This window comes from Litchfieldia stipae (assembly GCF_014837155.1).
Classification (GTDB): Bacteria; Bacillota; Bacilli; order Bacillales; family Bacillaceae_L; genus Litchfieldia.
The window spans coordinates 205,236-218,567 of record NZ_JACYHA010000006.1 but is presented as its reverse complement, the minus strand read 5'-3'; the positions used below and the strand labels follow the sequence as shown (position 1 = coordinate 218,567).

16 protein-coding genes, 1 pseudogene and 1 other annotated feature are annotated in these 13,332 nt (G+C 38.0%); of the genes and pseudogenes, 16 read left to right on the top strand and 1 reads right to left on the bottom strand.

What is annotated here, in order from left to right:
- Positions 1-347: 347 nt before the first annotated feature.
- The 16 genes and pseudogenes from F7888_RS10200 to pheA form a co-directional block, all read left to right on the top strand.
- Positions 348-482 (top strand): annotated as a pseudogene (locus F7888_RS10200) (JAB domain-containing protein); the annotation flags it as partial.
- 113 nt (positions 483-595) lie between these two features.
- Positions 596-1,615: a rod shape-determining protein gene (locus F7888_RS10195; RefSeq protein ID WP_191779072.1), complete on the top strand. Its 1,020-nt coding sequence runs from the start codon at positions 596-598 to the stop codon at positions 1,613-1,615.
- Between the two features lie 42 nt (positions 1,616-1,657).
- Positions 1,658-2,524 carry a rod shape-determining protein MreC gene (gene mreC, locus F7888_RS10190; protein ID WP_191779071.1) on the top strand — a complete coding sequence of 289 codons (867 nt, stop codon included), beginning with the start codon at positions 1,658-1,660 and terminating at the stop codon, positions 2,522-2,524.
- Complete coding sequence (mreD, locus tag F7888_RS10185; RefSeq protein WP_191779070.1) at positions 2,524-3,033, top strand: rod shape-determining protein MreD; 510 nt, start codon at positions 2,524-2,526, stop codon at positions 3,031-3,033. The genes mreC and mreD overlap by 1 nt, the downstream gene beginning before the upstream one ends.
- An 83-nt stretch (positions 3,034-3,116) precedes the next feature.
- On the top strand, positions 3,117-3,806 hold the full coding sequence (gene minC / locus F7888_RS10180; protein WP_191779069.1) for a septum site-determining protein MinC: 690 nt from the start codon (positions 3,117-3,119) through the stop codon (positions 3,804-3,806).
- 2 nt (positions 3,807-3,808) lie between these two features.
- Positions 3,809-4,609, top strand: coding sequence for a septum site-determining protein MinD (gene minD / locus F7888_RS10175; RefSeq protein WP_191779068.1), 801 nt, complete (start codon positions 3,809-3,811; stop codon positions 4,607-4,609).
- Between the two features lie 358 nt (positions 4,610-4,967).
- Positions 4,968-5,759 carry a M23 family metallopeptidase gene (locus F7888_RS10170; protein ID WP_191779067.1) on the top strand — a complete coding sequence of 264 codons (792 nt, stop codon included), beginning with the start codon at positions 4,968-4,970 and terminating at the stop codon, positions 5,757-5,759.
- A complete protein-coding gene (locus F7888_RS10165) occupies positions 5,752-6,612 on the top strand; it encodes a M50 family metallopeptidase (RefSeq protein ID WP_225228713.1) in 861 nt (286 codons plus the stop codon). The genes F7888_RS10170 and F7888_RS10165 overlap by 8 nt, the downstream gene beginning before the upstream one ends.
- 43 nt (positions 6,613-6,655) lie before the next feature.
- Positions 6,656-8,110: an Rne/Rng family ribonuclease gene (locus F7888_RS10160; protein ID WP_191779066.1), complete on the top strand. Its 1,455-nt coding sequence runs from the start codon at positions 6,656-6,658 to the stop codon at positions 8,108-8,110.
- A gap of 72 nt (positions 8,111-8,182) precedes the next feature.
- Positions 8,183-8,272: a sequence feature (ribosomal protein L21 leader region), on the top strand.
- A 12-nt stretch (positions 8,273-8,284) separates the two neighbouring features.
- Entirely contained in the window at positions 8,285-8,593 is a 309-nt protein-coding gene (gene rplU, locus F7888_RS10155) for a 50S ribosomal protein L21 (RefSeq protein ID WP_191779065.1), read from the top strand.
- Between the two features lie 10 nt (positions 8,594-8,603).
- On the top strand, positions 8,604-8,933 hold the full coding sequence (locus F7888_RS10150; RefSeq protein WP_191779064.1) for a ribosomal-processing cysteine protease Prp: 330 nt from the start codon (positions 8,604-8,606) through the stop codon (positions 8,931-8,933).
- 15 nt (positions 8,934-8,948) lie between these two features.
- Complete coding sequence (rpmA, locus tag F7888_RS10145; protein ID WP_191779063.1) at positions 8,949-9,239, top strand: 50S ribosomal protein L27; 291 nt, start codon at positions 8,949-8,951, stop codon at positions 9,237-9,239.
- 222 nt (positions 9,240-9,461) lie between these two features.
- A complete protein-coding gene (locus tag F7888_RS10140) occupies positions 9,462-9,995 on the top strand; it encodes a sporulation initiation phosphotransferase B (RefSeq protein WP_225228712.1) in 534 nt (177 codons plus the stop codon).
- Positions 9,996-10,025: 30 nt separating this feature from the next.
- A complete protein-coding gene (obgE, locus tag F7888_RS10135; RefSeq protein ID WP_191779061.1) occupies positions 10,026-11,318 on the top strand; it encodes a GTPase ObgE in 1,293 nt (430 codons plus the stop codon).
- A gap of 79 nt (positions 11,319-11,397) precedes the next feature.
- Positions 11,398-11,856 (top strand): ACT domain-containing protein, encoded by a 459-nt coding sequence (locus F7888_RS10130; protein ID WP_191779060.1) that lies wholly within the window; start codon positions 11,398-11,400, stop codon positions 11,854-11,856.
- 16 nt (positions 11,857-11,872) lie between these two features.
- A complete protein-coding gene (pheA, locus tag F7888_RS10125) occupies positions 11,873-12,727 on the top strand; it encodes a prephenate dehydratase (RefSeq protein WP_225228711.1) in 855 nt (284 codons plus the stop codon).
- A gap of 70 nt (positions 12,728-12,797) precedes the next feature.
- Here pheA and F7888_RS10120 read toward each other — a convergent pair whose 3' ends face one another.
- Positions 12,798-13,331: a transcription repressor NadR gene (locus F7888_RS10120; protein WP_191779059.1), complete on the bottom strand. Its 534-nt coding sequence runs from the start codon at positions 13,329-13,331 to the stop codon at positions 12,798-12,800.
- Position 13,332: the final 1 nt, after the last annotated feature.

The window sequence follows — 13,332 nt, the reverse complement described above, 5'->3', positions numbered from 1 at the left end:
GGGTTACCACCTGACTAATCCATTATAAAGGACTTTTTCTTTGCACAAAATAATAATATTGAACATTTTGAGTATTTTTAATAGTGAATTTAAATTAATGCAACACTAGTGAGATATTATATAAATAATTAAAACACCACTCAAAAATTTTTGAGTGGTGTTTCGTATATTTTTCTAAATGAAATGGTCCACTATTATCTCATGGCGTTTATCAAAAACATAAGGGCAGATAAGCACATTTTTTTAAGTCGAAAGATAAAGTAAGTTACATAACAGTGAAGACATGTAGTCAAAGCAAAGGAAGCAATTTCAATGTAAATTCTACACTTTACTATTGATAAAAGGCAACACCGAGTCGTGAAGATATTGATGTAACGAAGCGATTAGTAGAATGCGGAAAAATAATCGGAATTGAAGTATTAGATCATATTATCATAGGTGAACATAAATATATTAGCTTAAAAGAAAAAGGGTATGTATAACCCCTATTTTTTTTCAGATGGTTACGATATAATAATGGTTATGAGTTTTTGAGATCAAGACATGTATGAAAAATCACTTTTAGGATTTTCGTATCAGAAAGGAAGATACATTTATGTTTGGAATTGGTACAAGAGACCTTGGAATAGATTTAGGAACAGCAAATACGTTAGTTTTTGTTAAAGGAAGAGGTATTGTTGTAAGAGAGCCTTCAGTTGTTGCTCTACAAACAGATACAAAAAATATTGTTGCTGTTGGAAATGATGCAAAAAATATGATCGGGCGTACTCCAGGAAACGTGGTTGCACTTCGTCCTATGAAGGATGGCGTTATTGCTGATTATGAAACAACGGCAACAATGATGAAATATTACATAAGACAAGCTGTGAAAAAAGGGTACTTTGCTCGTAAGCCATATGTCATGGTGTGTGTTCCATCTGGAATTACCGCTGTTGAAGAAAGAGCAGTAATTGATGCAACAAGACAAGCCGGTGCAAGAGATGCTTATACGATTGAAGAACCATTTGCTGCAGCGATTGGTGCCAATCTACCAGTATGGGAGCCAACAGGAAGCATGGTTGTTGATATAGGTGGAGGGACGACTGAAGTTGCCATTATTTCTCTTGGAGGAATCGTTACAAGTCAATCGATCCGTGTGGCTGGTGATGAAATGGACGATGCGATCGTTCAGTACATTCGTAAGACATATAATTTAATGATTGGAGACCGTACTTCAGAGGCAATCAAGGTTGAAATTGGTTCTGCTGGTTCTCCTGAAGGTGTCGACAATATGGAGATTCGTGGACGTGATCTTCTGACAGGACTTCCGAAAACAATTGAAATTACTGCAGAAGAGATTTCTGGTGCATTACATGATACAGTCTACGCGATTGTTGATTCAGTGAAGAACACACTAGAAAAAACGCCTCCTGAGCTTGCTGCTGACATTATGGACCGCGGGATTGTGTTAACAGGTGGTGGAGCATTGTTACGTAATCTTGATAAAGTAATAAGTGAAGAAACTAGCATGCCTGTATTAATTGCTGAGGATCCGCTTGATTGTGTAGCAATTGGAACAGGTAAAGCACTGGATCATATTCATTTATTTAAAAATAAATCTAAGGATCATCGTTAATAAAGGTATTAAGGAAATAAGGGAATAAGAGGTGTAGGTCGCGTGCCACAATTTTTTCTAAATAAAAGACTTATCTTGTTGCTTGTTAGTATAATTATTTTAGTGGCATTGATTGGCTTTTCATTACAAGACCGAGACAAATTAACATGGCCAGAACAATTTGTTAAGGATTCAGTTGGGTGGGTTCAATCAGTGTTCCATAAGCCCGCCCAATCCTTAGCAGGTTTTTTTAACAATATAAATGACATTCAACATACATATGAAGAAAACAAGCTATTGAAAGAAAAGCTTGATCGTCATGTGTTACTTGAAAAAGAAGCTCAAATTCTAAAAAAAGAAAATCAAGAGTTAAAAGACGTATTGGATAAAACCGAAAGCTTAGACGAGTACGATAGTATTCAAGCGACTGTTATAAACAGAGATCCTACTCTTTGGTACGATCTCCTTACAGTTAATCGAGGTAGCCAGCATGGGGTTGAAGCGAATATGGCAGTCATTACTGCTCAAGGGTTAATTGGTAAGGTGAAAAATGTATCTGCTTATCATTCGACAGTCCAGCTGCTAAGTTCACCTGATCGAAAAAATAGAATTTCAGCCAAAGTCCAAGGTGAAAAAGATCGTTATTTTGTGATTGAAGGTTATGACGAAGAGAAAGCTTCTCTTTTATTAAAGGAAATTCCTTTTGAAGTAGAGGTTGAGGAAGGACAAGCGGTGCTTACCTCAGGACTTGGTGGAGTTTTTCCAAGCGATTTATTAGTTGGAGAAGTAACCGAGGTTGTTGCGGATAATTATGGTCTAACGAAGACTGCTTATGTCAAACCCGCAGCTGATTTTTATGAGATCAAAAACGTTATTATTGTTGAACGAAAGATGGATTCTGGAGTGAGTGAAGAAGGAGAGGAAGAGTAATGAGACGATTAATTCTTCCTAGTATCCTATTATTTCTATTTATCTTAGAAAGTATCTTCGTTGATGTGTTGCCAGCTTCGTTTATTATGAATAACTATTTGCTCGTCCCTCATTTTCTGTTCGTAACGATTGTATTTGTTGCCATGATCGGCAATCGAAATGAAGTGATGCTGCAAGGGGCCATCTTTGGATTATTGTTTGATATTGTTTACACAGGAATCCTCGGGATTTACTTATTTAGTTTTCCACTGATTGCCTACATAATTTCGAAGCTAGCAGGCATTCTTCAAAACCATATTGTGATCGTTTCACTGTTATCAATCATTAGTGTTGTTTTACTAGAGTTGTTTACCTATGGTGTTAATCTATTAATTGGTATTACAACAATGTCAATGGATATTTTTATCGAGCAAAGACTGATTTCTACAACCATTTTAAATGGTTTATTTATCGTAATAATGGCTTATCCGTTATTAAAGTTAGTAGATAAGCTATCAGTTGTAGAATAACATGTGTCAAAACCAAAAAGTTTTCCTTGAATAGAGGAAATTCTAGGTCTTTTGTTGAAATATAAAGCATTGAGGTGAACATCGTGAAGGGACAAAAACAACAATTTGTTACAATTAAAGGTACAAAAGATGGCTTAACATTACATCTCGATGATCAATGTTCATTTCGAGAGCTTGTAGCAGAATTAACGGATAAGTTAGCATTAAATCATAGCCAAGGTGAAGATAGTCCATTATTAGCAGTACGATTGAAAATAGGAAATCGTTATTTAACCAAAGTACAAGAAGAAGAGCTACGAACAATCATTAGAAGTAAGAAGCATTTAATCGTTGATTCGATTGAAGGTAATGTCATTACAAAAGCGGAAGCACTTGCATTAAAACAAAAAAATGAAATTGTTTCTGTAGCTAAGATTATTCGTTCAGGTCAAGTACTTAAGGTAGAAGGGGATCTCTTATTAATTGGGGATGTGAACCCTGGTGGTACCGTGATTGCTGAAGGGAATATCTTTGTTCTTGGGGCACTTCGGGGCATCGCTCATGCCGGATATGATGGAAATAATGAAGCCGTGATTGCTGCATCTATGATGAAGCCTTCACAATTAAGAATAAGTAATATAATGAATAGAGCTCCTGACTCCAGCCAAAAGGAAGTCGAGCAAAATGAAATGGAATGTGCTTATATTGATGAGAATGAAACGATTGTAATTGAGAGATTACAACAGTTAATTCATTTAAGGCCGAATTTGACGAGGTTAGAAGGGGGAATCTAGCTGTGGGAGAGGCAATTGTTATAACATCAGGAAAAGGTGGCGTTGGAAAAACGACCACATCTGCCAATGTAGGAACTGCTCTTGCGCTAGCAGGTAAACGAGTCTGCTTAGTAGATACTGATATTGGATTACGAAATCTAGATGTTGTGATGGGTCTTGAGAACCGCATTATCTATGATTTAGTAGATGTCGTTCAAAAACGCTGTAAGCTACATCAAGCACTTGTAAAGGACAAGCGCTTTGATGATCATTTATATTTATTGCCTGCCGCTCAAACGAGTGATAAAACGGCTGTTAAGCCAGACGAAATGAAGAAGCTTATTGAAGAGTTAAAGCAAGACTTTGATTATATTGTCATCGACTGCCCTGCTGGAATTGAGCAAGGCTTTCAAAATGCGGTTGCAGGTGCAGATCGCGCATTAGTCGTTACGACACCCGAAATTTCTGCAGTTCGTGACGCAGATCGAATTATTGGTTTACTAGAAAAAGAGGATATTGAGCCTCCTCGATTAATCATCAATCGTATTCGAAATCATATGGTGAAAACCGGTGATATGTTAGATGTTGATGAAATTGTATCACACTTGTCGATCGATCTAATTGGAATTGTTGCTGATGATGATCATGTCATTAAGGCATCAAACAATGGTGAGCCAATTGCCTTAGATGGTAATAGTAAATCAGGAATTGCATACCGAAATATTGCAAGAAGAATCTTAGGTGAAAGCATCCCACTTCAATCTTTAGAAGACGATAACAAAGGCGTCTTTACAAAATTGAAAAAATTCTTCGGAGTTCGTTAACAAAAGTTTTTTAAAGTTTGTTCTGTTCAAATAAAAAACTATAGTTTAATAAGGTTCTAGCAGATTGATTATACGGAGACTCCAGCGGGATTAGTGGCCAAAGTGAGACCCCACAGGAGGAGCATCGCGACGAGGTGGCTCACCAGTCACCCCGCAGGACGCGGAGTATATTCAGGCTGCGGGAATATAAGCAACAATATATACGGAAACAGTAACAAAAAAAGAGTTGATCTTTGTCAAAACAAAGATCAACTCTTTTTTTGTTCGTTAATTCTGAACCAATCTACTAATAGTAGTCATAACCTGCGCGGACAAGTCATAAAATTGTACAAACTTCGTTAAAGGGAATGGTGTAGCTATGAGTCATCGAGCTGATGAAATAAGAAGAAGAATTGCTAAAAGAAAACGTGAACGACTCCCTAGTAATCTACCTGAAAAGAAACGAGAACCATCCTCCTTTCTCGTAAAAGATGAAGAAAAATTTGGACATGATCATTTTCCTAGCTTTGAAGGAGGATCTGGCAATGACGCTCATCCACTGTTTAGCAAGGAAGTCTTTATGTTTAAGATTCTTGCATCGGTTTGTATCGTCTTAATTGTTGCGATTTTATTCAAAAATGGCTCAGCAAATTTAGATCCTGCTAGAAATTTTGTCTCAAAGACAATGGAGAATGATTTTCAGTTTGCAGCGATTTCAACCTGGTATCAGGAACAGTTCGGAAATCCACTAGCATTTTTCCCAACACCAGAGGAAAAGGATGCTGAAACGGAGACTGCTGAAGGAGAGAAGACTCCACAATTTGCGGTTCCCGCAACCGGGAGGGTAACCGAGAGCTTTCAAGATAATGGCCAAGGTGTCATGGTCGAAACGGGCAGTAATTCAGCTGTCGAAGCTATGAATAGTGGTACTGTTACATTTGCAGGTACAAAAGATAATCTTGGGAAGACGATCATTATTCAGCATGCTGACGGCAGTCAATCCTGGTATGGAAACCTAGAATCAATCAAGGTTCCTCTCTATACGTATGTGAAAGCAGGGGATGAGGTTGGGAAGGTGACTGATACGGAAAACGAGAAAGGGATGTTTTATTTTGCTATCAAGCAAGGTGAAACATTTATTGATCCAATACAGGTGATTAAGTTTGATTAAGATATTATCAAAAATTCATATACATCCATTATTATGGGTATTAATTGGACTAGCAATTATTACTGCTCATTTTAGAGAACTACTCATGTTATTTTTGATTGTTTTTGTCCATGAAATGGGTCACGCCTTATGTGCCCATTTTTTTTCATGGAGAATAAGGAGAATTCTTCTTCTCCCCTTTGGTGGTGTAGCAGAAATGGAGGAGCATGGTAATCGCCCATTAAAGGAAGAAGTGCTTGTCATAATGGCAGGTCCTCTGCAACATGTATGGCTGATTGCTGCTGGATACGGGCTCTTTCATTTATCAATTATTTCTCAAGAAACGCTAGAGCTATTTATCTTTCAAAATATCATGATTTGTTGCTTTAATTTATTGCCTATTTGGCCATTAGATGGTGGTAAGCTCTTATTTGCTCTCATTTCGTGGCGATATTCATTCTTTAAATCACATCAAATCATGTTACTCGTTTCTATAATGTCACTCCTGCTATTTATCGGGGGTATTATCTTAATTAATCCAACCCAATTAAATCTATGGATTATAGTGATTTTCCTAGTTTATTCTATAGGAATGGAATTTAAAAATCGTCATTTTGTCCTCATGCGCTTTCTATTAGAACGTTATTATGGTAAGCATCGAACTATTTCCATGCTTAAGCCATTACATGTAGATGAGAAGGAGCCTATCCAAAAGGTGCTATGGATGTTTCAAAGGGGATATAAGCACCCGATTATCATTCAACGGAATGGGCAATTACAACCTCAAATTGATGAGAATGAGCTATTGCACGCTTATTTCTCTGAAAAAAAGACGACCCAGTCAATTGGAGAAGTGTTTTACTCTATTCCATAGGGTATAATTGTTAGCAAATGAAGCAAAGTGGGGCTGTAATCAATTGAGGAAATTGGTATTAAATGTACAAACTAGTGAAAAAAGAATGGCATTGATTGAGGATGGAAGAGTAGTTGAATTTAGAATTGAACAGCCATCTACAAGGGAGAGCGTGGGGGATATTTTCGTAGGACGGATTACTGATGTGTTACCGGGGATTCAAGCAGCTTTTGTAGATATCGGTACTGGAAAAAGTGGTTATCTTCATCGTGACCAGCTCTTATCATATAAACGTAATCATCAAAATCAGAAACAATCTAAAAGTATCTCAAGCTTCGCTCATCAAGGGCAGGAGGTATTGGTCCAGGTTGTGAAAGAAGGGGTCGGTGACAAAGGCCCGAAGCTAACAGAAGTGATCGAAATACCTGGGGCAATGCTTGTCTATTTGCCACTTGATCGATCAATTTCTGTTAGTCGGAAACTGAAGGATGAGGCTGAAAGAGAGAAGTGGAAGCAATTTGGAGAGCAAGAATGTCAGCAAGAAGATGGGGTAATCTTTCGAACCGCATGTGAGGGCAAAACGCAAGAGATAGTACTTGCAGAACTGAATAAGCAAAGAGATATCTACAAAACGATATTGAAGCAACAAAAATTAACAAATAAACCAGCTCTTCTATATCAGGCTGAGACCTTTGTTCAAAAGCTTCTTCAAGAAATTTCAGTGGATTCAATAGATGAAATCATCGTAGATGACTTTGAGATGTATCAGTATTTGCGTAAGACAATAGGTGGGAAAGTGGAACGATACTCTGGTAAAGAAAATGTATTTCAAAGTCATCAGCTGGAAATTGAACTGGAAAAGGCGCTAAATAAGGTCGTAACTCTTGCAAATGGAGCATATATTGTCATTGAGAAAACAGAAGCATGTACGATCATTGATGTTAATTCAGGGAAATTCCAAGGGAAGGCTAGTCAAAAAGAAACAGCCTTTATCACAAATATCGAAGCTGCAAAGGAAATTGCAAGACAATTGAGGCTTCGGGATATCGGCGGAATGATCCTGATTGATTTTATTGACATGAAGAATCCAAGTGAGCGAGAAAAGGTGATTAGTGCTTTTAAAACAATCGCAAAATTGGATCAGAACCAGACAACGGTGTATGGATTTACAAGACTGGGAATTGTAGAAGTTACACGAAAAAGAACAAGGCATAGTCTACAAGAAATCTTGCTTTCTGACTGTTCACCCTGTGAATCGACTGGGCGGGTTCTGAGTGCCAGTAGCTATTTCTATCGATTAGAAAGAGAACTAATTGAATTTCTGAGATCAGATGCTGAGGCTGTATGGGTTGAAGTGAGTTCTGAATTGAAGAAGTTTATTGATGAAGAGAATAAACATGTATTGCTTGAAGAAATTAGTCAGCTATCAGTTCATGTAACTGAAGGAATTAATCTTGAACAAGGATATCTAATTCGACACATTGGTTCAAAGGCTGAAGTGAAGAGTCGTTTATTATAGTTGTCTAACATAATTTTATATTGACACTCTAGTAGTCGTATGATAATATTTGTAATGTTATTGTTTGTAGCACCCATGCTACAACCGCACAGACCAGGTATTAAGTTTTTAGAGGACTATTGTAATCTGAAGCACCTGACGATGGCGAGTCTTAGAAATATAGGAGGTGCAATTATGTACGCAATTATTGAAACTGGTGGTAAGCAAATCAAAGTTGAAGAAGGCCAAGCAATCTACGTTGAGAAATTAAACGGAGAGCAAGGTGAAACAGTTACTTTTGACAAAGTATTATTCGTTGGTGGCGAAAACGTTAAAGTTGGAAGCCCTGTTGTTGAAGGTGCAACTGTAACAGCTAAAGTTGAAAAACAAGGTCGCGCTAAGAAGATCGTTGTTTTCAAATATAAAGCGAAAAAGAACTACCGTAAAAAGCAAGGTCACCGTCAACCTTACACTAAAGTTGTGATCGAAAAGATCAACGCTTAAGGGTTAATGGATGATTAAAGTAACGATTACACGATCACCAAATGGATTGATTGAGTCGTTTACGATGAGTGGACATGCCAACTTTGCAAAGCGTGGACAGGATATTGTTTGTGCAGGTGCATCAGCTGTTTCATTTGGAACAGTCAATGCTATTGAAGCTCTAACAGGTGTTGTTCCAGGCATTGAGCAAGGTGGTAAAGGCGGCTTTCTCCGCTGCGAAATTCCTGCTGATTTAAAGCAAGAAATCGCAGAGAAGGTACAATTGCTTCTTGAAGGTATGCTCATATCATTAGAGACAATTGAAAGAGATTATGGACAATATATAAAAATTACAAACTAACAGGAGGTGCATATCATGTTAAGATTAGATCTTCAGTTCTTCGCTTCTAAAAAAGGGGTAGGTAGTACTAAAAACGGTCGTGATTCAATCTCGAAACGTCTTGGTGCAAAACGTGCTGATGGTCAATTCGTTACAGGTGGATCAATTCTTTACCGTCAACGCGGTACAAAGATTTATCCAGGTGAGAACGTTGGCCGTGGTGGTGACGATACTCTATTCGCTAAAGTTGACGGTGTTGTTAAGTTTGAGCGTCTAGGTCGTGACCGTAAGCAAGTGAGTGTATATCCAGTAGCTCAAGAAGCTTAATTCATTGAAAACTCTAACCGCTAGGTTAGAGTTTTCTTTTTGCCTAAATGTATACAGACATCCAATTGTTCTTCCTTGAGGTATCCTAATGCTTTCTTTAATAGTAATTTCACATAAGGTCTGTTATAATTTTAGAGAAAAACGTGGGCTAACTTACTGTGTTTTGCTTGGCCACTGGTGTGTTAATACATAAAAAGATTATGGATTATTAGGGGAATCGTGATGAAGGATTGGAGTATTGTAGAAGTTCTTAAGCATTCTAGGCATGATTGGTTGAATAAAATACAATTAATTAAAGGGAATCTAGCTCTTTCTAAATATGATCGTGTTAAAGAAATTATTGATGAAATTGTGATTGAAACTCAAAATGAGGCTAGACTTACGAACCTTCAGCTTGAAACCTTAGCCGCTTTTTTGATGACGTATAATTGGGAAACTCACAAATTTCCAATCGAATTTGAAGTGATTGGAGATGCACGTGATTTATCAAGCTATGATGTAAGCATGACAGCTTGGTGTGAGCAATTCTTTCAATTAATTGAAGGCTGTACGGAGGTAAATGGAGAAAATCAATTATTGATTACGATTGAATTGTTCGAAGAAGAAGTTCGTTTTCTTTTTGATTTTAGTGGAATAATAAACAATATAGAAGTGATTACTGATTCACTCGAAAAAACGAAAGAGTTAGATCAAATTCAATTAATGGAATATGAGGTGCATCCTCATGAATTACTAGTAACGATTGCTTTAATTTAATGTGGATGCTGATTAGACCGGAGGGAAATTATGTTTGTCGATCAAGTCAAAGTGTATGTAAAAGGTGGCGATGGAGGGAACGGAATTGTTGCCTATCGTCGTGAGAAATATGTGCCAATGGGTGGACCCGCTGGTGGAGACGGAGGAAAAGGTGCCGACGTCATTTTTGAAGTAGAAGAAGGACTCCGTACATTAATGGATTTCCGCTATCAACGCCATTTCAAGGCAAAGCGCGGAGAGCATGGAATGTCAAAAAATCAACACGGTAAAAATGCTGAACCTATGGTTGTTAAGGTTCCACCTGGTACCGTTGTTACAGATATAAATACTGGGGAAGTTATTGCTGATTTAACTCAGCATGGGCAACGCAAAGTTATTGCTCGAGGTGGACGTGGTGGTAGAGGAAACTCACGTTTTGCTACTCCTGCAAATCCAGCTCCAGAAATATCAGAGAATGGTGAACCAGGCCAAGAACGTGAAATTCAACTTGAGCTTAAGGTGTTAGCAGATGTTGGACTTGTAGGATTTCCGAGCGTAGGTAAATCAACGCTTCTTTCAGTTGTATCGGCAGCTAAGCCTAAAATAGGGGAGTATCACTTCACAACGATTGTTCCTAACCTTGGAGTTGTTGAAACTGAGGATGGCCGAAGCTTTGTCATGGCCGATCTTCCAGGATTAATCGAAGGTGCACATGAAGGGATAGGGTTAGGACATCAGTTTCTACGCCATATTGAAAGAACGCGTGTTATTGTTCACGTAATTGATATGTCTGCATTAGAAGGTCGTGATCCATATGAGGATTACTTAACAATCAATGCAGAATTGAAGGAATATAATCTTCGTTTAACGGAAAGACCGCAGATTATTGTTGCAAATAAGATGGATATTCCTGAAGCAGAGGACAACCTTAAAGCATTCAAAGAGAAATTAGGGGATGAAGAGGTTCAGATTTTCCCAATCTCTGCAATCACTCGCCAAGGGTTAAGAGATCTATTATTTACAATTGCTAACTTGATTGAAACAACACCAGAGTTTCCACTTGAAATTGTTGAGGAAGATGAAGCTTCTAAACGTGTTATGTATCGTCATGAAAAAGAAGAAAGTGATTTCAAAATTACAAGAGATGATGAAGGTGCTTTTGTTATTTCTGGTGATAAGATTGAGAAGCTATTCAAGATGACGAATTTAGAACGTGATGAATCGATTAAACGTTTTTCAAGACAGATGCGTGGGATGGGTATTGATGATGCACTTCGTGAGCTAGGTGCAAAGCATGGCGATACGGTTAAGTTATTAGAATTTGAATTTGAATTTGTAGAATAAAGCGTCAGAGGGGAACTGACGTGTTATCAATTGTTACGTGTGGTTTGGTTATTGTCGTCCTAAAGGGGTGGGGAGAAGCATGACAACTAAAAATAATTTAGATGAGAAGTTTTATCTTGTTAGAGAAGATGTATTGCCAGAAGCGATTAGAAAAACACTTGAAGCCAAAGAGCTGTTAGAACGTGGCAAAGCAGATTCAATCGCGATTGCCGCGCAGCAGGTAGATTTAAGCCGAAGTGCATTTTATAAATATCGTGATACCGTCTTTCCTTTTCATGCGATGGTAAAGGAGCAAATTATCTCGTTATTCTTCCATTTAGAGGATCGCTCTGGCACCTTATCAGAATTGTTATCTATTGTGGCGCAGGCGGGATGTAATGTGCTCACCATCCACCAAACCATACCACTAAGAGGGAAAGCAAATGTTACATTATCACTAAATACTTCGGGAATGTCTATGGAAATTACAGATTTGATTTCCAAACTGAAACGTCTAGAATTTGTGGACAAGGTAGACATCCTTGGTACAGGCGCATAGGGGAGGAAGGGTTGGTTTGAAAGAATTAGAATTAATCGGATATCTTGGTCCAAGTGCAACATTTACTGAGCAAGCGGTAAAAACATTTTTTCCAAATAGTCTTCGTAAATCGTATGATACGATTCCATCATGTATAGATGCAACTGAATTGGGTGAGGTAGATGCAACGGTTGTACCTTTAGAGAATACGATTGAAGGCTCAGTTAATTTAACATTAGATTACTTAATTCATGAACAACCACTTAGAATTGTCGGGGAAATTGTCATACCGATTCGTCAGCACTTGATGGTGCACCCTACATATCATAACAACCTAGAAGCGATTGAGCGTGTATATTCACATCCACATGCGATTGCTCAATGTCATAAATTCCTACATAAGACATGTCCTCAAGCAAAAATTGAGTATATGACTAGTACTGGAGCAGCGGCTGAATACGTGAGTAAACATCCAGATCAACCGATTGCAGCCATTGCTAATGAGCTTGCAGCACCTGAATATGGGCTAAATATTGCGCGACATAATATTCATGACTTTGATAACAATCACACTCGATTTGTTGTTCTACATAAATCAACATTAGCTCTTGAGGTTGAAGGTCTCCATACATTGGGATATAAGACAACCTTAATGATTACTTTGCCTTCTGATCAAGCGGGGGCTCTACATCAAGTATTATCGGCATTTGCTTGGCGTAAGTTAAATCTATCAAAAATTGAGTCAAGACCGATGAAAACAGGGCTAGGTAATTATTTCTTCATTATTGATATAGAACAACAAATAGATGATGTATTAATTCCAGGAGCCATAGCAGAATTAGAGGCACTAGGCTGCTCTGTGAAGGTGCTAGGTAGTTATCCATATTTCTGAAGTAACCAAAAAGAAGCTGTTCCCATTTAACAAGGGAATCGCTTCTTTTTTTGTTTTAGGCTGCCTTGTTTTATGATTCGATGAGGTAGCCTGCTTTACTAAGGGCTTTGCATGCCGCTTCTAGCTTACCTTGTGAATCAGCTTCTAAAGTATGTAAATGAGTCCCATCCGTTAGCTGCGATAGATAAGATGCATTTGTTTTGTTGATTTTTTCGAGAAATTGTTCAACTTCCTTCCGGTTGCTTACCATAATCGAAGCAGTTAAATCACCGTACACAGGATGTTCAATAATTACGTCTTTGACGGTTACCCCATTATCAACAATCAGGTTCAGCTCCTCGGCAGTTTGATCTGGCTGATGAAAGCAAGCTACTACTCGTTGATGTAGCTGCTCTTGACCTTGTGAGAGGTAAAGGTAACCTTGACTCGTTGCAATAATTGGCTCATTTCGAGCCTTTAACAATGAAATATCTTGGACAATGATTTGCCGACTTACATTTGTTTTGGAAGAAAGCTCACCACCAGTAATTGGTTCTCTTCGTTCTTTTAATAGATTTAACAGGAAATCTCTACGTTCCTCACCTAATATTTTTTTATCCTTCATA

Excerpts from the sequence above, each read along its gene's own strand:
- F7888_RS10120 (WP_191779059.1), bottom strand. The coding sequence starts at position 13,331 with ATGAAGGATAAAAAAATATTAGGTGAGGAACGTAGAGATTTCCTGTTA.
- rplU (WP_191779065.1), top strand. The coding sequence starts at position 8,285 with ATGTACGCAATTATTGAAACTGGTGGTAAGCAAATCAAAGTTGAAGAA.
- mreD (WP_191779070.1), top strand. The coding sequence starts at position 2,524 with ATGAGACGATTAATTCTTCCTAGTATCCTATTATTTCTATTTATCTTA.
- F7888_RS10170 (WP_191779067.1), top strand. The coding sequence starts at position 4,968 with ATGAGTCATCGAGCTGATGAAATAAGAAGAAGAATTGCTAAAAGAAAA.
- F7888_RS10130 (WP_191779060.1), top strand. The coding sequence starts at position 11,398 with ATGACAACTAAAAATAATTTAGATGAGAAGTTTTATCTTGTTAGAGAA.
- F7888_RS10140 (WP_225228712.1), top strand. The coding sequence starts at position 9,462 with ATGAAGGATTGGAGTATTGTAGAAGTTCTTAAGCATTCTAGGCATGAT.
- F7888_RS10195 (WP_191779072.1), top strand. The coding sequence starts at position 596 with ATGTTTGGAATTGGTACAAGAGACCTTGGAATAGATTTAGGAACAGCA.
- rpmA (WP_191779063.1), top strand. The coding sequence starts at position 8,949 with ATGTTAAGATTAGATCTTCAGTTCTTCGCTTCTAAAAAAGGGGTAGGT.
- obgE (WP_191779061.1), top strand. The coding sequence starts at position 10,026 with ATGTTTGTCGATCAAGTCAAAGTGTATGTAAAAGGTGGCGATGGAGGG.
- F7888_RS10150 (WP_191779064.1), top strand. The coding sequence starts at position 8,604 with ATGATTAAAGTAACGATTACACGATCACCAAATGGATTGATTGAGTCG.